The sequence below is a fragment of the Phytopseudomonas straminea genome, from assembly GCF_900112645.1.
Lineage (GTDB): Bacteria > Pseudomonadota > Gammaproteobacteria > Pseudomonadales > Pseudomonadaceae > Aquipseudomonas > Aquipseudomonas straminea.
Genome location: NZ_FOMO01000005.1, coordinates 401,778 through 420,584, shown reverse-complemented (window position 1 = coordinate 420,584; position 18,807 = coordinate 401,778). Strand labels below are relative to the sequence as shown.

Below are 18,807 nucleotides of genomic sequence, written 5' to 3'. Positions count from 1 at the left end.
TTCACGTGCGTTGCTCCGCTTGTTTGAGCGCTACCTGCAGCACGCCGATGGTCTTCTTGTGGCCGGCGAGGGCGGGGTAGTCCTGCAGGATGCGCGCGCTACGCATGCCGACTGGCACGTCGCGGTATTTATCGTCATACCAATGCTGCTGGAAGCCCTCGCGCAGCTCGCTGCGCAGGCGCTGCAGCCAGGCCTCGGCGATGGGTTGGGTCAGCTCGATGTGTACGTGCATGGCGTGCTCCGGGCGCAACTTGCCCAAACCCACGGCGTGGGCTGGGTGAAAACGGGGTTATTGGGTGTGTTGGCTCAGGGCCAGGTGCGCCAGGCGCGGTGCCATGAACAAGGGCACCTCCAGGGCATGCACCAGGTGCAGGCAGGTGCGCTCGAACAACTGTGGGTCGCCGCTCAGGTGTTCGGCCTGGTGCTGCTCGATGAAGGCCTGGGCGCAGCCCTGCATGCGGGTGCGGTAGTCGGTGGCGTCGATGTAGTCGAGCTGGGTCATACCGCTTCCTCCAGTGCCGCAAGCAGGTCCATCTGGTCCGTGGCCTTGGCGTTGTCGCGCAGGGCCTTCATGCGCTCCACCGCCGGGGCGACCGGCAGCACCATCAGCGGCTGTGCAAGGCCGGACGGGCTGAGCTGATAATCGATCGTTACCGAGCCGCTGAACGTGGCGCCGCACGCCACGTTCTGGCACTGGTAATACGTGGAGCGGAAGCACGGTGTTTGCCCCACGCTGGTACGGATGCGCATGCTCCCGTGGCATGCCGGGCATACCAGTTTGTACGTACTCAAGCTGTCTCCCCGCCGCTAGTCGCGGCACCGGCTGGGCCGGTTAAATGGCGACGCATCCAGCGCCTAGATCATGTCCTGTGCCTGCCCTGGGTTCCCCAGGGTCAGGCGGGTGTTTCGTAGTGCCTTACGTCAACGGTTCTGCTATTTCCGCTGCGATCTGCAGAGGCGTCATCGCGTCCCCTATGGCGATGCGCAAGGCTGAACCGTTGTCGTCTGGATTGGTGGATGCAACGGTTTGCCGTAGGGTGTCCAGGCGCTGCTGGGCTCTATCCAGCACGCGCTCCAACTGTTTCCGTACATCGTCATTGAGGTAGGTCATGGGGTATCACACGCGAAAGGAAGTTGAGAGGCTGGTCGGGCGACTCGTGGAGCGGCACGACGTGTTGGTGAAGGCCATGAATGGACGCGAGGAAGAGCGCCTCACTGAGAACGGGTTGCAGCCCCGTATCACCGTGAATGCCGAAGACATCCGCTTCGCCGTCGAGGACGTGGCCACCGCGCTCAAGGAAATACGCTCGCGGCTCGGCAAGGGCTGACCCGTCACGACACCTCCCCACCTTTGCTGTGCAGCACGATCACGGCGGTGATTTCGCTGTGGCGCGCGGCGATGTGCTGGCGGTGGGCGGCGAGGATGGCTTGCACCTCGTCCGGGCTGATAACGCCGTCGTCGAGCGACTTGGCGATCAGCTGGTCGACCATGCCGCGCAGTTGGCTGGTGCTCAGGCCACGGGCGTACAGCTCCAGGTTGTCCAGCTCGCCTTGCTCTGGCATGGGCACGAACACGCCGCCGTAGAGGTGGCAGATGTAGTCCGCAAGAAAGGCGGTGCCGGCCTGTTGCTCGAGCTGGTGCACCTGGGCGTCGGTCAGCGGTTGGCTGCCGGCGTTCTCGTACAGGTGGTTGTCCAGCTTCTTGAGTGGCAGGCCCAGGCGGGCGGCGGCAGACTCACGGCCGCCCGGGAAGGCGGCAATCACCGCGCTCATGACCTGGCGGCGCGTTTCTAGAACGGCGGCGCTGCGCTTCTGGTTTTTACGGGGGGTGGTAGCCATTACTGTGTCACCACGCCGTCTTTGATGCCGAGCAGCACTGCAGCTCGGTGCGATTCGCCACGGCGCCCTTTCTTGCGACCGTTCAACAGGTCGCTGACCAGATTTCTGTTCAAGTCATGCTCGCGGCAAAAGGCGGCGAGGCTTTTCCCTTGGCGCTCAAGATTGGCGCGAGCTTGCTCGGGAGATAACGGGCCGTGCATAGTGTTCATCCGTGTTTAATCGTGTTTGCTAACAGGGATTCTTGGGCAGAAAACTGTTCAAGTCAAATTATTTTGATCAAAAAAATGCTCATCGCATCGGGTGTGGGTGAACGCCTGAGGGAAGAACGCGAGCGGCTGGGCCAAAACCAGACTGATTTTGGTCAGGCGGCAGGCGTCAGCCGTGGCACTCAAAAAGCCTACGAACTTGGAAGCAGCTCGCCGGATATCCGCTATCTGAGCGGGCTCCAAGCGCTGGGCGTTGATGTGACCTATGTGCTGACTGGCCTTCGTGAGGCGGCAGAGGTAGGCGACCTGTCGCCCGATGAATCGCACCTGTTGGCGGACTATCGCCGCCTGTCGGATGCCCAGCGCACCCACACCAGCCATATGGTTAATGCCCTCGCTGAGATGGCTGGGCGGTATGAAGTGAACGGCGACAAGTAGATCGCCGCACTGGATTTCGCTCGCCGGCCAAGGTGGCCGGCGTTTCATTGGAAGAAGGGGAGGAACCCATGAAAAAGATTATTGCCGCGCTAGCACTTACAAGCACAGCCGCAACGGCTGCTCCTGCACCTGACGTCATAACCCGCAACCTGCAAGCCTGGGCGCCTTTAGAGGTGACCCTATCGAACGGCACGCTGCAGATCATCACCGACGAGAATCGCGTAACCGATCAGATCTACCACGCTGTGCTTGGTAGCGGCGTGTGCGGCTCATTGTGGATGAATAAGGGCAGTTGGTCGGGCGTTAAGGAAGTGAAAGTGCTGAATCGCCACGGCCGCCAGGGATATGTATTCGAAGGTGGAGAGGTGGATTGTGTCGAGCTGGGGCAGCTCAAAGGTGATGCGTCGGGTGCATTTATCTTAGAGCGCACTCGCTGGAATTAGTCGTTCTACCAGCTTTGTTAACTGACAGATAATTAAAAAGCCAAGCAGCAAGGGGCGGGTGAGATGCATCGAACAGCGACTTTTTACGATTTGAGGATCACGGCAAGGGGGATGTCTCGTGCTGAAGGGAAGGAGGACGACTACGAAGCAGATCCTAAACCACTCCGTGAGTTGGTTGGGTATATAGAGCAGCTTTATAATGGCGGTGATCGTATTGTAAAGAAGGGGCAGTCTGATAAAACTGCCCGGATATATATATCAGATTTTAAGTATGAGGGCGAGCGAGCCGTTTTTCTGATCAATCGCAGCGACCCGAATGCGCCTGATGCCGTGTCCAGCGATCCCGATATTAAGAGCCGTGTAGTGCACGAAAAACCGCCAGGCCATGGCGGTGATTACTCGGCACACGTAGTAATTAATTTAGACCCTGTGAAGGGCGATAATTACTACCTTTGCGTTCTAGAGACTGTTTATGGCTCAGGCCTTCATGCCAGCAGTATGGCCGAGTACCTTCGATATTTGATTCGCCGCTGCCGCCTGGAATTTAAGGATAAGTTTAAAATTGCCCACAGTAGTAGAGCTAAGACTGCTAAGGGTGAAGAAATAATGGTTAATTGGAACCACTTTGTTGAGTTGCAAGGGCACCCTTCAGAGGATTTTGAGCGCGATATTAACGCGGGTACTTTATCTGGCATGGAGCTTGTCAGCTTTTCGGAGGTTGGCGCAGCTTGGGATGAGCGGGGCGGAATTGTTGAACACAAACGCTCTATTCAACTCAAACCGGCCCCTGATAAGTTAGGTGATATAGCGGCCGCCATCCGGCAGGTTCGTAATAAAGTTTATAAGAATGGTAAGGAATACGATCATATTCGTATTAGTTTCAAGAATGAGGCTGGTGAGCCTAGAGATGCAACTATTGCATCGGATACTGGCCAGCTGGTAGATTCGCATAAATATGTAAAGCGACATATTATTCACGCTCCGATGGTTAATACAACTAGTCTAGAGCGTGTGAGTCCGTTTATACTCAAAGAAGTTCTCGCGCTGATGGGGTAATTTATGCTCTTGGATCAGTTGTTGCGTCCATTTGGATACTTGGCCATTCGCCATCCTTATAAATGGATTGTGGATTGGCTCTATCCAGTTGTGTTTACGGTACTAATACTGTGGTTTATGGGTGCCTATAATGGCTTCAGAGGCGTTATGGGAAGTGGTGGCGTGATCTCTCTAGTGCTTTCTTTTATACAATCCCTGCCAGGGTTTTATATTGCGGCTCTGGCGGCAATTGCAACATTTGGGCGGGCGGATATAGACAGCGTGTTGCCTGAGCCTACGCCCAAGATATGGATTAAATTCCGTGGCTCAGAGAACTTGGTAAGTCTCACGCGTCGCCGGTTTCTCGCGATGCTGTTTGCGTTTTTAACAGCTGAAAGCTTACTGTTGATAGTCTATTCAATTTTTCTGATTTCTTACGGTACTGGCTTGGTAGGTACGTCGTTTTATCGTTTGAGTCTGGACTCCCTCATTGGTGTGTCTCTTATTGGGATTTATTTTTTGCTTTTATGTCAAATGGTGATTTCCACTTTTTGGGGGCTTTACTATTTAGGATATAAGCTGCACGAGTAGCGCAAACACCAAAGGCAGCTACTGCCCTGTGCAAAAAGGATTGCGGAATAAAGGGCGTGAGTGTCCGGCACTTATAACTATGGAAAGGGACTTCCTATGACATTGACCACCTTGTTCGCCTGCCTCCTCACCGCAGGTCTCACCGCCAGCCTGACCCTATGGCTGACCAGTGACAAGGCTCGCCCCGAACCCAATGTGTTCATTCCCGAACGACTGGCCGATCAGTCTGATGGCCATCTGTGGGTGATGGGCGGCTGGATCACCGAGGAGGGCTACCAGCCACCTGGCCGCAGTGCGGTGGAGATTCGCTGCTACCCCGAGCAGCAGCTCTGCACCGAAGCGTTGGCCACCATCTTCCACCACACCGAAGGTTCCGACCTTGAGGCGCAGACGTACCTGTACCAGGTTACGGATTGGACGGACGCGCGCGTGCAAGCCGTGGCCGTTGGTGCGATGGGCGGATGCCATGACCGGCGCCTGCACCTCTACCCACAAGACACCGATGCGCGCCTGGAGTGGGGCCCCGGCGAGGGCTGCGAAGGCGATAGCGGCTCAGCGGTGCTGATCGGAGAGGTGTGGGCCAATTAGCTCTCCGCGACGTAAGGGGGCAAACGCGTCTGGATACTTCACTCCCCGACGTTCATTATGCTGACACCACGCTGTCAGTAGGTCAGGTGTATATAGATCTCCCAAAACCACATGGAGAATCAACGATGCATCTAACCCTTTTATCGCAAGACTGGGTCGCGGTTGTAATTGCGAGTGTCGCTCACCTTATCCTAGGAGGCGTTTGGTATACCGTTCTCTTCCGTGTTCGCTATGCTCGCGTGATGGGATTGGACGAGTGGCCTGCGAAGGCACCAGCCCGCTTCATTGTGGGCCCGTTCGTTTGTAGCTTCGTCAGTATCGTTACCACTGCGATCTTACTCCGTGCCCTCGGTATCAATAGTCAGATTGATGGGCTGATGCTGGGCGCACTCGTCGGTGTTGGATATATAGGGGCTACGACTGCCAACATAGCGATCAATCCGCTATTTCCTCATCCTTATGCCTACGCGGCCTTAACCGTGCCGCTGTTCCTTATCGGTAGCCTAATGTCCAGCTCAATTCTTGTGGCCATGCAGTAAATCCAATGCGGCGAGCCGAGCGTCTCTTCGAGATTATCCAAATCCTTCGACAGTCGACCGCACCCCTTACGGCAGATGCGATCGCTACGGAATTAGAAATCGGAAAGCGAACAATCTATCGGGACATCGCGGCGCTCGTCGCTCGGCGCGTGCCGATTCGGGGTGAGGCTGGAATTGGCTATGTTCTGGAGCGAGGTTTCGATCTGCCTCCGTTGATGCTCAACGTCGATGAGGTAGAGGCGGTCACGTTAGGTGCCCAATGGGTGATCGCTAATGGCGATAGCGATCTGGCGCGCGCTGCAATGTCCGTTCTGGCCAAGGTAGCGGCAGTGGTACCGAAGGAGCTGATGCCTCTGGTCGATGACCCGTCTGTTGTTACGTTGCCCCGACAGAAGGCATGTCACAGCAATTTGGATTATCAAAGGCTGCGGCGCTGGTGCCGAGAGGGCCGCAAGATCGCCGTTCTCTACCGAGATAAAGCGGGGGCTGAGACGTACCGTACACTCTGGCCGTTCATGATGGGGTATGTGACGGGTGCGCAGGTTGTTATCGCTTGGTGTGAAATGCGTGAAGACTTCCGGGTATTTCGTGAGGATCGGATCAAGGCCATCGAGTTTTTTGAGGGACACTACACGGCCCGCGCGGCGACTCTACGCCGACAATGGATGCGATATCAAGCAAACCGGCAAATGGTCGAAACAACCTAAACGCCCGATCAGTGCGGCAATCTACGGCCACTTACGGAGAACCCAATGCCTGCCGATGTTCCTCAGCTCCACTGCACAACATGGAGCATGCAGAGCGATGAACAATGGGAAAGGGGCTGAGGGTCGTCAACCTGGCTGCGAGGTTGCCCAGCTCGATAAGGAACCGCTAACGCCGACCGAGCGGATGCTGATCCGCTTCTACCGGCAACTGGACGAAGGCGAGCAGGCTTTTATGCGCCGCGCGATCGAGGCGATGGCCGTCCGTAAGGCGGGGCGGTAATAGAAAACCCCGGCCAGGTGCCGGGGTTTTTGTTGCCTGCATCACAAGCCGGGTTCGTGCATGGCCGCTCGGCCCTGATGCTTTGACTTGAAAAAACAGGGCGCGCACAGTGGTTCGCTTCGAAGGCATCCGCCTTCTTACAACAAAAAAATGGAGGTGACATGTTTCCACTCAGCGTTTGGTTGGCTTACACCGCTGCATGCGTGCTACTCGTTCTTGCGCCCGGGCCTGACAACTTGTTAGCTATTGGCCGTGGGTTGAGCCAGGGCAAGCTGGCTGCCATTGTGTCGGGCACTGCATCCGGCGCGGGCATTCTGTTCCACGTAGCGGCTGCGTCCCTGGGGCTGACACTGCTCATGCAGACGTCCGAGGTGGCGTTTTGGGTGATCAAGTTGATCGGCGCGGGCTACTTGCTATGGCTGGGCATCAAGGTGTTGCGCTCGCGCAGCCTGATCAGTTTCAAGGAAGCGACCCGGCAATCACTGCGCAGCATCTTCCTGACGGGATTCCTGTCGGCTGCGCTGAATCCGAAGCCGGGCTTTTTCGTGCTCGCTTTCATTCCGCAGTTCGTTGACCCAGCGCGTGGCTCAGTGACCATGCAGATGGTGGTGTATGGCGTGTGGTTCGCGCTGCTGACGGCGGTAGGCTTTGCGCTGATGGGCGTGTTCGCCGGGGCACTGTCGAGCTTTCTGCGCTCACGGCCGCGGCTGGTCAATGGCTTGAACGTGGGGGCAGGTCTGACCTTCGTTGGGTCGGGTGTCTCTATTGCTGCGCTGAGCCAGAAGTAACGACAGGCCTGCAGGGCAGCCCGGCTGCCCTGCAGTGGCCACGCTATTTCAGACGTTGGCTTGCAGCGAAGAGTGAGTCTTGAGCTCTTCGTCGATGAACGCCGCGATCATGGCGCGGTACACGCTCTCCACAACATCCGGCGAGGCGCCGGTCTCTTCTGCGATACCTCGCACCTTGGCAATCACCTGTTCGACACGAGCCGGGGCCCGTACGTCGGTGGTGGTTTTCTTGAACGCAGCGGCTTGGGTAACGAAGCCACCGCGACGCGCCAAAAGCGCCACAATCTCCCGGTCGATGCCGTCAATCTGCTCACGGACTTCCTCGATCGATGTACACCGCACTTCCATAAAAAATCTTCCTCAGTTGGTTTAAAAGCCCCGCTTTTGAAAAGCGGACTACTGGGTCTAGCACAGATCGAGGTGCTTACCAGGCACGACTGTCGAGTTCCTCGGCACAACGTGACCCAATGCCCGATTTCGGCAGCTCGGCCAGTGCCGCGTTCAATCCTCCTTCGGCACCGTCCAGAACAACTGCACGCCATCGTCGCGCCAGGCGATGGTGACGTTGTCGTTCTCGCTGATCTCGTCGAGGATCCGCGACCAGTCGTCCGGGCTGTCGCCCTCGGCCCGCAGCAATACCGCTGATCGGGATTTTTGCGCGGCCGGGGAGTTGATAACCCGCTGAACTCGGGCTCCGAGCAGCTCGTAGGCGCTGGGAGCGGCTGCCGCCTGGGAATTGCCTTTTGCCATGATGCGAATGCCTCGATTACTGTATGTGCATACAGTAATTCGAGATTCGCCGTCATGTCACTCACCATTTTGGGCCGCAACCAGCGGCTCGCCCACCTGTTGCCCGAAGCCAAGGAACTGCGTATCACGGGCTTCCAGTCCCCCGCCGAAGACGAGAAGGAAGAGGGGCTTTCGCTCGACGCGCTTACCAGCCTGGGGGCGCCTCATGTATGGGTGGTGCGGGTTGAGGATGACAGCCTGATCGGCTTCGGCATGTACCCCGGCGACCGGCTGGTGGTGGACCGCGGCACCATGACCAAGCGCGAGCAATATGTAGTGGTCGACCTCGAGGACGACGGCTGCTACCGCGTGCGCCTGATGATCGAAGACGACGACGGCCGCCTGGTGCTGCGCGCTCCCAGCCGCTTCACTCCGGACATCAACCTCGAGTACGAAGAGTGCGTGCAGATCTGGGGTGTGGTGCGCTGGGTGATCAGCTACGTGGGGCGCTGAGCATGGACCAGGTATTCGCGTTGATCGACTGCAACAGCTTCTACTGCAGCTGCGAGCGCATCTGCCAGCCTGCGTTGAAAAAGCAGCCGGTGGTGGTGCTCTCGAACAACGATGGCTGCGTGATCGCCCGTACCTCGGAAGTGAAGGCCTTGGGCATTCCCATGGGGGCGGCCTACCACCTGGTGCGTGAGGACCTGCGCGCCGGCGGCGTTGTGGTGCGATCGAGCAACTACACGCTGTACGCGGACATCAGCAACCGCGTGATGCGCACCATCCGCGACATGGTGCCCGGCATTGAGGTGTATTCGGTCGATGAGTGTTGGGCTGACCTGACTGGTATCGCTGACCTCGATGGCCTCGGCCGGCGGGTGAGGGCACGGCTGCTGCGCGATATCGGCATGCCCGTAGGTGTGGGCATCAGCACCACCAAGACCCTCGCGAAACTCGCCAACTGGGCGGCAAAGAAGTGGCCGGCTACTGGCGGCGTTGTGGACCTGACAAGCCCGGAGCGGCAGGCCAAGCTGCTGCGCATCGCGCCGGTCGACGAGGTGTGGGGTATTGGCCGGCGCCTGGCGCCACAGCTGCAGGCCCTGGGCATCAAAACGGCCTGGGACTTGGCGCATTTCGATGTGGCCACCCTGCGCAAACAGTTCGGCGTGACGCTGGAGCGCACGGCGCGCGAGCTGCGCGGCGTGAGTTGCCTGGACTTCAACGACGGCCCACCGCCCAAGCAAGCCATCTGCTCAAGCAAAATGTTTGGCGAGAAGCTTGAAGACCTGGCGCCGATTCGTGAGGCCCTGGCCACGTACGTCACCCGCGCCTGCGAGAAGCTGCGCAGCCAGCGTTCGCTGTGCGGCGCCATCCAGGTGAGCATCAAGACGCAGATCCACAACCCCAAGCTGCCGCGTTACTCAAACGCGCAGACGGTTGCGCTGCCGATGCCGACCGACGACACGCGGGACATTCTTGCGCCGGCACTGCGCGCCCTGGATGCGATCTACCGCCAGGGCTTCAAATACTCGAAGTGCTCGATCTTGCTCATGGATCTGAGCCAGCGCGGCGAGGTGACGGCCGACCTGTTCGCGCCTGCCGCCCGAGCCGGCAGTGACCGGGTGATGGCGGCGCTGGATGCAGTCAACAAGCGGGAGGGCGCCGGCACCCTGCGGCTTGGCCGGGTGCCGGTGGATCCTTGGTGGGGCATGAAGCGGGAGATGAAGAGCCGGTGTTACACCACCAGGTGGGATGAGGTGATTGGGGTTAGAGGTTGAAAATCAGATCCTCTCACCATGACTATTGAAGTAACCATTTCCAAATGCGCTGGGGTCGTAAATTTTCTCAAAAAAATCTGGACTTAGATCAGCGCTTGGATGTGTTTTTATAGCTGTCGCTTCATCATAGACATCTTGGTAGTACTGAAGAAACTCTTGGTGTTTTTTATCTTTGTAACCCAGTGTCGGTTTCGATTGGTTGTTTAAGTGATATGAGATATGCCACTGAATAACTTTGCAAGCTAAAAAGCCCTCATGTGCGCTTTGCGCGTATTTCTCAAAATCTGCCTCTTCCGGTTTGCTTAGCACGGGTAGATTGGCAATAAACTCCCTGGCCTCAGCCAAGTGCTGATTCAATGAGTCAATCTGAGTGTGAATCATTTGATAGGAGATTCGCTGGTCGATATTTAATTCGGCCATTATATCGCTATAGTGGTGCGCATAAATTGGTGCTTTGATTGGTAGTGCGAATGACTGATTTATCCCGCCCAGACTTGCGATTTGCAGCTGGCGTTCGAATATCAAGGTAAGTCGATCTACTTCTAGTGATAGCTGCTTAAGCTCTTCGATGTGTAGCTTTATAATTTTATGGACTCTTCTTTTGCTAGCTAGATAGTTCACTGATTGCGCAACGAATACACCTAGCAATATAAGACCAGCTTGTTCAGCCCAGCTTTCCATACGCACTACTCCGTTAATTCGGCTGAGACATCCTTACCGGCCCCGATCCAGCGCCTTCTAATTCAGGCACAGTCGTCGGACGGTCGGAGTTTGATTGCTTGGTACTAGGGAGAGGGTGGTTGGTTAGGTAGAGCCGAATCTTCCTGGCTACACGATACCTGAGGAAGTCGCCTGAAAACAGGCGGCCAACAATTATGAAACAGCAGAACACTGCAGCCCCAATGAAGAAGCCAAGTTGGCCTAGGTTTAGGTAGAGCATTAGGAAATATAGAGTTCCAAGAAGCAGCAGAAGTAACCCCATGATGCAGCTAAGTACAGCGCCCACTCGATCAGACCAAGTGAACTCAAGGCCTGTAACGAGCGATCTCGTGTCTGTGACTAAAAACTTTGATGCGGCCTTGATATGCGCCCGCTCCCAAAGTCCTGTAGCGGCCAATTTTATTAGCCACTCTGCTTTCAGCTGGCTTACTGAAATACCCGAGCTGATACGAAATTTCTCCTGGTCTATGGAATCGTCTAGGTATCTAGCGAGGGCGCGATCAGCAGGCATATTTGCCCGCATGCTCTCGAGGCGGTCCAAGCGCTTACGCACGAAATTTTTGTCGTGCAGCTCCAAGGCCTGTCCGAAGGTTGTGATCACTTTTGCGAAGGCTACACCGACTACGCCTGCAACGACGTAGATGCTGTAGCCACTGTTATAGGCTTGCTTGATTACTTCAAGGAATTCCATTTGCAGTGTCCTCCATTGGTTAACCCGGGATTTTGCCATTACGCATCGGCGCTTTGCAGCTTCTTCCACTCCCGATCCACCGCCTTCTGCGCGTTCTTTTTGTTCGCATACAGCCGCGCCAGGCGCTTCAGCCGCTTGGGCTCGCCGGCGGTGACCTTCTCCTGCTTGCCATCCTTGGTGCGGTACCAGGCGACCACGCCGGTGTAGGTGCCGACCTCGCGCTCGGCCAGCTCGTCGATCAGTTCGTCCGGTAGTTGGCTTTCCAGCTCCAGGGCGGTGGTGAAGCCGCCGTCTGCGGTGAGGCTGTGCTGCACATTGCCGCCGTGCCAGATGGTGGCGGCGATTTCCTGTTTGATGCCCTCAAGCGTGTAGGTCAGTTCGGGGATCAGCTCCGGCCGGGCTTTGGCCAGGGTGTAGCTGAGCGTGGCGGTACCGCGCTGGATGCGGCGCCACTCGGCCCGGGCGGCGCGGATGGCGGATTGCTGGTCGGCGTAGGTGTGGCGCAGCTCTTTGATGTTGTCGCCGCCGCCGGCAATGGCTTCGCGCTTCTTGGCGCTGTTGACGTCGTAGTAGTAGGCCTTGGCGCCGGTGTAGGCGTCGCGGTCGGCCTGCAGATAGCGGTGGCCGTCGCCGTCCGCCCGGGCCAGCGTGACGTGGGGCAGGGCCAGGCCGTTGGCGGTGCGCCCGCCGATCATCGGGGTGAACAACAGCCGGCCAGCTTTGACGGTGGCCACCGCGTCGTGTTCGTCGCCCAGGCGGGTGAGCAGGTTGGCGTCGGATTCGCCGGCCTGGTCGACCTGCAGCAGGCGCAGCGCGCTGAGGGCCTGCTCGATGACGGGCGTGAGGCTGTAGGCGCTGGCGATGGCGCGCAGTACTTCGCCCAGGGTGGCGTTGCTCCAACTGCGTTCACGCTTGGCCTTGAAGCCCTTGCGCAGGTCGGCGCTGCGGGCACGGATGTTGAGCACGTCCGGCGAGCCGCTGTGCTCCAGCTCGTCGACGGTGTAGGTGCCCTTGTCGACCAGGCCGGTGTCGCTCCAGCCGAGCCACAGGCGCACGGTGGCGTCTTTCGGGGGGATGGCCAGCAGGCCGTCGTGGTCGCTGAGCTGGATGTCGAGCGTATCGGCCTCGATGCCGCGGTTGTCGGTGAGGGTGAGGCTGATCAGCCGCGGGGCGATGAGGTTGGCGATATCGGCGCCGTTCACGGTGAGGCGGAACGCCGGTACCGGGTAGCTGGCATCGCGGGCCATGCTCTCGGCCTGCTGGGTGATGAAGCCGGTAACGGCCTTGATGGCGGCCTCGATCAAAACAGCCTCCGCAGGATGTTGAGGCCGGTGGAGAGGATGTTGCCGAGCATATCGACGCGGCTGTCATCGATGCGCTTGAGGGTGATGCTGAACTCGATGCGGCGGGCGGCGCCGTCGCGAAAGAACAGGGTGCGGGTTTCGCTGATGCTCTCGATCACCCACACGCCCAAGATGCGGCCGGTGCCTTCCACCAGGGGGTAGGCCTTGCCGGTGTCGGCCATGGTGCGTAGGGCGTCGAGGGACATGGCCGAGCCGGCCAGCTCGGGCAGCAGGATGCCGGGCATTGTGATGGTGTCTTCACCCTTGCCAACGAATTGCCGCGCCGGGTTGGCGCCGACGCGGTTGGTGGTGGGGTGGCGCCAGTCGGTTTGCCGCTGCAGCTCCTGGTAGGCGAGGGTGCTGAGGCTGAATACGAACATGCCGAGGGACATCATCATGTGGGCTAGTCCTGGTCACTCATGCGCGAGCGGATGCGCGCGGCTTTGCCGCGCTCACGCTCGTCGAGCAGTTGGTTGATCATCTGGCGCAGGCCGGCGGTGTCGGTGCCGGGCGTGGCGTTGATGGTGAAGTGCACCGTGTCGCCCTGGATGACCATGCCACCGCCGCCGGCGGCCACGGGCGGGCGGCTGTCGAAGGTGATGCCGCCAGTCAGCAGGCTGGTACCGGCTTCGGTCATGGCGCGGGCGGTGCCGGCGATCTGCTTGAGCACGCCGCCTTCACCGTTGGCCAGGCCCTGGCCGAGGCCGGCCATGGTGAAGCCGCCGAGCTGGGCGAATACGCGCGATGGCGAGTGGATGCCGAGCTTTTCCTTGAACCAGTCGATGGTGGCGCCGCCGGCGCCGGTGATGGCTTCCTTCACGCGGCTCAGGCCGTTGGTGATGCCGTTCACCAGCCCATCCATCAGCATGCCGCCGAAGCCGGTGAACTTGCTGGGCAGCTCAACGCCCAGGTAGCTGAGCACGCCGGCGAAGGCGCGGTAGAGCAGGCCAATCGGGCTGAAGTTGTGCAGGGTGGCGATGATGCCGCCGATGCCACCGCTGAAGCCTTCCTGGATCTCTGCCCACAGGCCGACCATGTAGGCCTTCACGGCGTCCCAGTTCTGGTAGATCAGGTAGGCGCCGCCGGCGAGCACGGTGATGAGCAGGCCGATAGGGTTGGCCATGGCGAGGCGGGTGATCCAAAGCAGCGCGCTGGCCACGAACTTCAGCGCGGTAACCAGGCCCAGGCTCTTGATGCCGAGCAGCATCATGGCGAAGCGCACCATGGCGAAGGGGCCCAGGATGCTGGCCAGGGCCAGGGTGATGCCGCCCATGACGGCCATGATGATGCCCAGGCCGGCAGCCGTTTTGACGATTTGCGCCGCCAGGACAGGGTTCTCGATGATCCAGGCCTTCACGCCGCCCACGATGTTGGCGAGATTCTGGGTGATTTCACGCAGGGGGCCGTTCTGCTGTTCCTGGATCTGAATGCCGAGGTCTTCCCATGCTGATGACAGTTCGTCCAGGTCGCCGACCAGGTTGTCACCCATGGTCTTGGCAGTGGCTGCCGCTTCACCCTGGGTTTCGCGCAGGGTGGCGATAAACTTCTGCAGTTCGCCCTGGCCAGCCTGCTTGACCAGCACCTGCAGGGCGCTGACGGCTTCCTCGCCGGCGATGTGCTTGAGGACGCCGGCGCGGTCGGCGTCGCCCATTTTTTTGGTCTTGTTGTAGAGCTCGGTGAGGATGTCCGGCATGTCGCGCATGTTGCCCTGGGCGTCCTTGGCGCTGATGCCGAGCTTCTTGAGGGCTTTGGCTGCCGCGGCCGGTGGCGCGCTGAGGCGGTTGAGGATGGCGCGCAGTGCGGTACCGCCCATGCTGCCCTGGATGCCGGCGTCGCCCAGCTTGCCGGCCATGGCGGCAACGGTTTCGACATCCTGCCCGACGCTGGCGGCGACTGGGCCCACGTACTTCATGGTTTCGCCGAGCATCTGCAGGTTGGTGTTCGAGCGGGTAAAGGCGCCGACCAGCACGTCACCGAGGCGGGTCATGTCCTTGGCCTCGAGGCCCATGCTTGTGAGGATGTTCGAGGCGATATCGGCGGTTTCTGCCAGGCCACTGTCGCCCGCCTTTGCCAGGTCGAGCATGCCGGGCATTGCTTCGAGGATGGCCTTGGGCTTGAAGCCGGCCATGGCCAGAAAGCCCTGACCCTGGGCGGCGTCTGTAGCGCTGAACATGGTGTCGGCACCGAGCTGGCGAGACTGGGCACGCAGGGCGGCTAGCTGGGTGTCGTCTTTCTTCAGGCGGGTGAGGGCCTGTACCTTGCTCATGTCGGCGTCGAACTGCACACCTGGTGCAAGCATGCGTGCGCCGGCGTAGAGGATGCCGGTACCGGTGGCGAGCCCGCCGGCGCCGGTGGCAGCCATGCCGCCGGCGAGGGCCTGGGTTTTCTCGTACTGGGCTTTGTTGCGCGCCAGGCGCTGCTGCTGGGTAGTGACGCGCTTGAGGCGGTTTTCCTGCTTGAGCAGCTCGCTGTTGGTGGCGGCGATCTTGGCCTTGAGCGCCTGCTCGCCGGCGCCCAGGTTGCGGGTGCTGATGCCGGCGGCGTTGAGTTTGTTGCGCAGGCCCTGCAGCTGGATCTGGTTTTGCTGATGCTCGCGCTTGAGGCCCGTGGCTTCGCGGATGGCGGCCTTGAGGTCGCGGGCCATCTCGCGGGTGGGTACGCCGGTGGCCTTCATCTGCTGGCCAAGGGTGCGCACGCGCTCCCGGGCGGCGTCGAGGGCCGCTTCCGTCTGCTGGGCGGCGGTGCGCTGGGTACGCCAGGCGCTGATGTCCTTTTGCTGGGCGTTGAGATCCTTGAGCCGGTCGCGGGCTTCCTTGAGTGCGCGGCCGGCGCCGATGCCGCTGCCCTGCATCTTTTTCAGCGGGCCGGTGACTTTATCCAGGGTGGAGAGGATGAGCTGCAGTTTGAGGTTAGTTGCCGCCATCGCTCTGGCTCCGTACGCGGGCGCGCTCGCGCCATTGCATCAACTCGGTGAGGCTGAGGGCGTCCATGTGGCTGGGCGCCCAGTGAAAGACCACGGCCAGGTCGGCCATGGCGTCATCTACGCAGTGAGGAATGCTTCCGCCTTCACCGACTTCCTCAACAAAAAACCGGCCACCGTGGTGCCCAGCTCCACCAGGTCGGCTGGATCCATACGGCCGACTTCCACGTCGGTGAGCATGGGGGTGGTGATGCGTGGCAGCACCTTGCGCAGGGCGTTGACCTCGAGGTTGAGCAGGTCGGTCAGGGCGACGCCGCGCAGCTCGCCTGACATCGGCTTGCGCAGGCTGACGTCGGTGATGGTGGTGGTGCCGCGCTCGATCGGTGTGTCGAGGGTGACAGTGGCCTGGTTCGGGTTGGTGGCGGGGGCTGCTGCGGCCTTGGTGGCGGCTTCGTCTTTGGTTTCCATGGGGTGGCTCCTTTGGGAATGGGGCGGCGCGGATCAGCGCGCCGGGTGGCGTTGCGGTGGGGGTCAGATGAGGCCGAGGGCCTTGCGGTGCTCGGCGAGCAGATCCTTGCCGTCGACGAGCTCGATGAAGTTGAGGACGTCAATCTCGATCACTTCCTCGCCGTTCACGCTGAGCTTGTAGTAGGTGCAAACGGTGGTGACGCTGTGCTCGGTATCTTCACCTGGTGCGGCGTCGCCCATCTCGATGGTTTCGTGACGGCCGCGCACGATGATTTCCACGGCGACGACTTCGCCGGTGGCGTCATCCTGGTAGGCACCGGCGAAGCGCAGCATCACGCCATCGGCGCGGATGGCGCCCCACTGCTTGAGCACCTGCAGGTCGAGGCCGCCGAGCTTCCACTCGAACTTGATGCCGTCGTCGGACAGGCCCAGGTCAGCGAAGGCCGGGCCATTCATGCCGCCGCCGCGGAAGGCTTCCATCTTGCGGGCCAGGGGCGGCAGGGTGCAGGTCTTGATGACGCCCTGGTAGCTGCCGCCGTCGTTGAAAAGCAGCATGTTCTTGAGTTTGCGAGGCAGTGCCATGGGGCGTTGCTCCTGTGTGCGTTAGCGGCTTGGCCGGGCTTAGGCGGCGTTGATCTGCGCGGCGAAGTCGAGCAGGTAGCGGTCGGTGATGCGCTGCTTGAAGGTGAGGTCTTCAAGGGGCGGCACGGGGGTGTAGTCGTAATCGATGAACAACTTGCCGGCCTTGAGGGTGGTGGCGTCGTTGGCCTCTTCGTCGTACCAGCACTGGCCGTCGATGATGTAGCCAGCGGTTTTCAGCTCACGGAATTTGGCGTTGATGCCGGCGATGATGTCCTTGATCAGGCCCGGGTTCATGGGCTTGTCCACCGCCCAGAAGTGGGACTCGGCCATGGTGTCCGCCAGGATCTGGGCGGTTCGGGTGTAGTTCTCGAAGGCGAACAGCGGGTCCTCGCTGCAGGTGCGCGAGCCCCAGAAGCGGTAGCCGGTTTCGTTGATGAGCGTGGTGACTTCGTTGCCGTTGAGGTAGTTGGCATCGGTGGCGGGGTTTTGCAGATCGAACCACACGTCCGCGCTTATGCCGGTCACGCCGTTGGCGGTGACGTTGGAGATGGTTTTGTGCCAGCCGACCTCCTGGTCGATTTTGGCGCGAAGGCCGAGGGCGACTGCGACGGCCGGAGCGACTACGGTGGCGTTGGCGGTGGTGTCCCACTTCTCGAACGATGGCCAGATGACCATGACTTCACGGGCGCCGAAGCCGTTGCGGTAGGCGACGGCCTCTTCCTTGGTCTTGCAGCCCCAGCCGCTGACGTAGGCGAAGGCGCGCAGGTCCTGGGCGATGGCGACCAGGGCGGTGGCCACCGGTAGGCTGTCCAGCCCTGGTACGCCCAAGATGCGTGGCACGATGCCGAGCTTACCCTTGGCGGCCAGCAGGGCCTTCATGCCGGTGTATTTGCCTTGGGCGTTGGTGGTGCCGATCAGGTTGCTGACGGTGGCCGCTGCCTTCGCTTCATCGGTAGCGCCGTCGCCTTCGGCAACGCGCACGACGATGGTGAAGGGCTTGGTCTGGTCGGCGATGGCCTGAAGGCTCGCGCGCAAGGTGCCCTTGGTGCCGGCCTTGGCGATGGCGCTCTGCACGTTGGTGAGCAGCACGGGTGTGTCGAGCGGGAAGGCCAGCGGGTCGGCGTCTTCTGCAGTGCAGACCATGCCGACGACGGCGGTTGATACGGTGCGAATCGGGCGAATGCCATCGTTGGATTCGATGACGCGGACGCCGTGTAGGTAGTCGGCCATGGGTGGTTGCCTGCGCGGTGTGAAATGACAGTGCTGAGACTGACGCGCGCGCGGCAAACCGGCGAGGGGCGGGTGTTGTAGCGGGAGCGGCTACAACGTGCAGGCATAAAAAAGCCCCGCCGTAGCGGGGCTAACCCTCCCCAGGAAAAGTCAGGCGTTGCCTACACCCTGCACACATGCGGCAAGATCGGCGATGGTTTGCTCGGTAAGCTGGGCGGCCTGGTCGACATCGCCGGCGGCCATCAGCGCGCGGATCTGTTCTTTGGCTTGTAAGCGGATGGTGCGCACCTGCACCAGGGCATGTTCGTATTGGGCAGCCTCGCGGAGGATGTCTTCGGCTGCGGCTTGGGCGTTGCGCTCGCTGGTGACCCAGGCGGCGACCATGGGAGGGGCTTCGCCCTCGTAACCGGCAGCTCTGAATTGCTCGGCCTCAAGACGGGCGCGGTCGTATTCAACTGCGCGCATTGGGCTACCGATGACAGCGGCGCGCGCAGCGTCGGCGTCTGTGTCAATGGACTTGCAGAGTTTGGTGAGCAGGGCCTGCCGGTTGGCAGCCTGTAGCTCTGCATCGATGACCCATGTGGTGCCTTTCCACTTATGATCGAGTGACGGGCGTGGTTGCGCGGTCAGGCTTTCGGGCAGCGGGCCTAGTGAATCATGGTGCTGTGGCGCACCTGTTTCGGTGCTGTACACCTGACCGCGAAAATCTGCGATCTGGGCGGGCCTGCCGTCGACCAATGCCCAGGTTTTGCCTGCCATGGGCTTGGCCAGCTTGCTGGCCAGCTGGATACCGTTGCTCGGTAGCTGAATGCCGATACCTGGGGTTTCGGGGAGGTCGAGGGGGCCTGTAAGGGCACCCGCGTTGTCTTGGATGTAGATGTGCATGCGG

At 60.3% G+C, this 18,807-nt stretch carries 30 protein-coding genes; 12 read left to right on the top strand and 18 right to left on the bottom strand.

Annotation, left to right across the window (positions count from 1 at the left end):
* Position 1 precedes the first annotated feature (1 nt).
* From BM279_RS15090 to BM279_RS15075, 4 genes are all read right to left on the bottom strand, one after another.
* A complete protein-coding gene (locus BM279_RS15090) occupies positions 2-232 on the bottom strand; it encodes a hypothetical protein (protein ID WP_093504974.1) in 231 nt (76 codons plus the stop codon).
* Positions 233-289: 57 nt separating this feature from the next.
* On the bottom strand, positions 290-502 hold the full coding sequence (locus tag BM279_RS15085) for a hypothetical protein (protein WP_093504972.1): 213 nt from the start codon (positions 500-502) through the stop codon (positions 290-292).
* Positions 499-792, bottom strand: a complete 294-nt coding sequence (locus BM279_RS15080; RefSeq protein WP_093504970.1) for an Ogr/Delta-like zinc finger protein — start codon at positions 790-792, stop codon at positions 499-501. The genes BM279_RS15085 and BM279_RS15080 overlap by 4 nt, the downstream gene beginning before the upstream one ends.
* Positions 793-916: 124 nt before the next feature.
* Positions 917-1,111, bottom strand: coding sequence for a hypothetical protein (locus BM279_RS15075; protein WP_093504968.1), 195 nt, complete (start codon positions 1,109-1,111; stop codon positions 917-919).
* Between the two features lie 76 nt (positions 1,112-1,187).
* On the opposite strand from BM279_RS15075, the gene BM279_RS23395 reads away from it, so the two are divergent.
* Positions 1,188-1,328 carry a hypothetical protein gene (locus BM279_RS23395; protein WP_167363151.1) on the top strand — a complete coding sequence of 47 codons (141 nt, stop codon included), beginning with the start codon at positions 1,188-1,190 and terminating at the stop codon, positions 1,326-1,328.
* Between the two features lie 4 nt (positions 1,329-1,332).
* Here BM279_RS23395 and BM279_RS15065 read toward each other — a convergent pair whose 3' ends face one another.
* Together BM279_RS15065 and BM279_RS15060 are read right to left on the bottom strand one after the other, a co-directional pair.
* Positions 1,333-1,839, bottom strand: coding sequence for a YmfL family putative regulatory protein (locus BM279_RS15065; protein WP_208604539.1), 507 nt, complete (start codon positions 1,837-1,839; stop codon positions 1,333-1,335).
* Positions 1,839-2,039, bottom strand: coding sequence for a DNA-binding protein (locus tag BM279_RS15060; protein ID WP_093504964.1), 201 nt, complete (start codon positions 2,037-2,039; stop codon positions 1,839-1,841). Before BM279_RS15060 ends, BM279_RS15065 begins: the two co-directional genes overlap by 1 nt.
* An 84-nt stretch (positions 2,040-2,123) precedes the next feature.
* Between BM279_RS15060 and BM279_RS15055 the strand changes: the two genes are divergently transcribed.
* The 9 genes from BM279_RS15055 to BM279_RS15015 all read left to right on the top strand — a co-directional run bounded on the left by BM279_RS15055 (position 2,124) and on the right by BM279_RS15015 (position 7,454).
* Entirely contained in the window at positions 2,124-2,483 is a 360-nt protein-coding gene (locus tag BM279_RS15055; RefSeq protein ID WP_167363154.1) for a helix-turn-helix domain-containing protein, read from the top strand.
* A gap of 68 nt (positions 2,484-2,551) precedes the next feature.
* Positions 2,552-2,926 (top strand): hypothetical protein, encoded by a 375-nt coding sequence (locus tag BM279_RS15050; protein ID WP_093504960.1) that lies wholly within the window; start codon positions 2,552-2,554, stop codon positions 2,924-2,926.
* A 111-nt stretch (positions 2,927-3,037) separates the two neighbouring features.
* Positions 3,038-3,982, top strand: coding sequence for a hypothetical protein (locus tag BM279_RS15045; RefSeq protein ID WP_093504958.1), 945 nt, complete (start codon positions 3,038-3,040; stop codon positions 3,980-3,982).
* A gap of 3 nt (positions 3,983-3,985) precedes the next feature.
* Positions 3,986-4,552, top strand: a complete 567-nt coding sequence (locus BM279_RS15040; protein ID WP_093504956.1) for a hypothetical protein — start codon at positions 3,986-3,988, stop codon at positions 4,550-4,552.
* A 96-nt stretch (positions 4,553-4,648) separates the two neighbouring features.
* Positions 4,649-5,140: a hypothetical protein gene (locus BM279_RS15035; protein ID WP_093504954.1), complete on the top strand. Its 492-nt coding sequence runs from the start codon at positions 4,649-4,651 to the stop codon at positions 5,138-5,140.
* Between the two features lie 125 nt (positions 5,141-5,265).
* Positions 5,266-5,679: a DUF1761 domain-containing protein gene (locus tag BM279_RS23770; RefSeq protein WP_093504952.1), complete on the top strand. Its 414-nt coding sequence runs from the start codon at positions 5,266-5,268 to the stop codon at positions 5,677-5,679.
* 5 nt (positions 5,680-5,684) lie between these two features.
* A complete protein-coding gene (locus tag BM279_RS15025; RefSeq protein WP_093504950.1) occupies positions 5,685-6,386 on the top strand; it encodes a helix-turn-helix transcriptional regulator in 702 nt (233 codons plus the stop codon).
* A 97-nt stretch (positions 6,387-6,483) separates the two neighbouring features.
* A complete protein-coding gene (locus tag BM279_RS15020) occupies positions 6,484-6,666 on the top strand; it encodes a hypothetical protein (RefSeq protein WP_093504948.1) in 183 nt (60 codons plus the stop codon).
* A gap of 161 nt (positions 6,667-6,827) precedes the next feature.
* Entirely contained in the window at positions 6,828-7,454 is a 627-nt protein-coding gene (locus BM279_RS15015) for a LysE family translocator (protein ID WP_093504946.1), read from the top strand.
* A 48-nt stretch (positions 7,455-7,502) separates the two neighbouring features.
* Here BM279_RS15015 and BM279_RS15010 read toward each other — a convergent pair whose 3' ends face one another.
* A complete protein-coding gene (locus tag BM279_RS15010; RefSeq protein WP_093504944.1) occupies positions 7,503-7,802 on the bottom strand; it encodes a chorismate mutase in 300 nt (99 codons plus the stop codon).
* A 153-nt stretch (positions 7,803-7,955) separates the two neighbouring features.
* A complete protein-coding gene (locus BM279_RS15005; RefSeq protein WP_093504942.1) occupies positions 7,956-8,204 on the bottom strand; it encodes a DUF1654 domain-containing protein in 249 nt (82 codons plus the stop codon).
* 54 nt (positions 8,205-8,258) lie between these two features.
* On the opposite strand from BM279_RS15005, the gene BM279_RS15000 reads away from it, so the two are divergent.
* Both BM279_RS15000 and BM279_RS14995 read left to right on the top strand, forming a co-directional pair.
* Entirely contained in the window at positions 8,259-8,696 is a 438-nt protein-coding gene (locus tag BM279_RS15000) for a LexA family protein (RefSeq protein WP_027908751.1), read from the top strand.
* Between the two features lie 2 nt (positions 8,697-8,698).
* On the top strand, positions 8,699-9,964 hold the full coding sequence (locus BM279_RS14995; RefSeq protein WP_093504940.1) for a Y-family DNA polymerase: 1,266 nt from the start codon (positions 8,699-8,701) through the stop codon (positions 9,962-9,964).
* A 3-nt stretch (positions 9,965-9,967) separates the two neighbouring features.
* Here the strand turns inward: BM279_RS14995 and BM279_RS14990 are convergent, their stop codons facing one another.
* The 10 genes from BM279_RS14990 to BM279_RS14945 form a co-directional block, all read right to left on the bottom strand.
* Positions 9,968-10,645, bottom strand: a complete 678-nt coding sequence (locus tag BM279_RS14990) for a hypothetical protein (RefSeq protein WP_093504938.1) — start codon at positions 10,643-10,645, stop codon at positions 9,968-9,970.
* A 13-nt stretch (positions 10,646-10,658) separates the two neighbouring features.
* Positions 10,659-11,375 carry a hypothetical protein gene (locus BM279_RS14985; protein ID WP_093504936.1) on the bottom strand — a complete coding sequence of 239 codons (717 nt, stop codon included), beginning with the start codon at positions 11,373-11,375 and terminating at the stop codon, positions 10,659-10,661.
* A 38-nt stretch (positions 11,376-11,413) separates the two neighbouring features.
* Positions 11,414-12,679 carry a phage late control D family protein gene (locus tag BM279_RS14980; protein WP_093504934.1) on the bottom strand — a complete coding sequence of 422 codons (1,266 nt, stop codon included), beginning with the start codon at positions 12,677-12,679 and terminating at the stop codon, positions 11,414-11,416.
* The gene (locus BM279_RS14975) at positions 12,676-13,116 is read right to left on the bottom strand and encodes a phage tail protein (RefSeq protein ID WP_093504932.1); all 441 of its coding nucleotides are present in this window, start codon (positions 13,114-13,116) and stop codon (positions 12,676-12,678) included. The genes BM279_RS14980 and BM279_RS14975 overlap by 4 nt, the downstream gene beginning before the upstream one ends.
* A 5-nt stretch (positions 13,117-13,121) precedes the next feature.
* The gene (locus BM279_RS14970) at positions 13,122-15,641 is read right to left on the bottom strand and encodes a phage tail tape measure protein (RefSeq protein WP_093504930.1); all 2,520 of its coding nucleotides are present in this window, start codon (positions 15,639-15,641) and stop codon (positions 13,122-13,124) included.
* Positions 15,628-15,750 carry a GpE family phage tail protein gene (locus BM279_RS14965; protein WP_093504928.1) on the bottom strand — a complete coding sequence of 41 codons (123 nt, stop codon included), beginning with the start codon at positions 15,748-15,750 and terminating at the stop codon, positions 15,628-15,630. Before BM279_RS14965 ends, BM279_RS14970 begins: the two co-directional genes overlap by 14 nt.
* A gap of 8 nt (positions 15,751-15,758) precedes the next feature.
* Complete coding sequence (locus tag BM279_RS14960) at positions 15,759-16,106, bottom strand: phage tail assembly protein (protein ID WP_093504926.1); 348 nt, start codon at positions 16,104-16,106, stop codon at positions 15,759-15,761.
* Between the two features lie 63 nt (positions 16,107-16,169).
* Positions 16,170-16,688 (bottom strand): phage major tail tube protein, encoded by a 519-nt coding sequence (locus BM279_RS14955; protein WP_093504924.1) that lies wholly within the window; start codon positions 16,686-16,688, stop codon positions 16,170-16,172.
* A 39-nt stretch (positions 16,689-16,727) separates the two neighbouring features.
* Complete coding sequence (locus BM279_RS14950; RefSeq protein ID WP_093504922.1) at positions 16,728-17,918, bottom strand: phage tail sheath protein; 1,191 nt, start codon at positions 17,916-17,918, stop codon at positions 16,728-16,730.
* Positions 17,919-18,068: 150 nt separating this feature from the next.
* Entirely contained in the window at positions 18,069-18,803 is a 735-nt protein-coding gene (locus BM279_RS14945) for a hypothetical protein (protein WP_093504920.1), read from the bottom strand.
* Positions 18,804-18,807 lie beyond the last annotated feature (4 nt).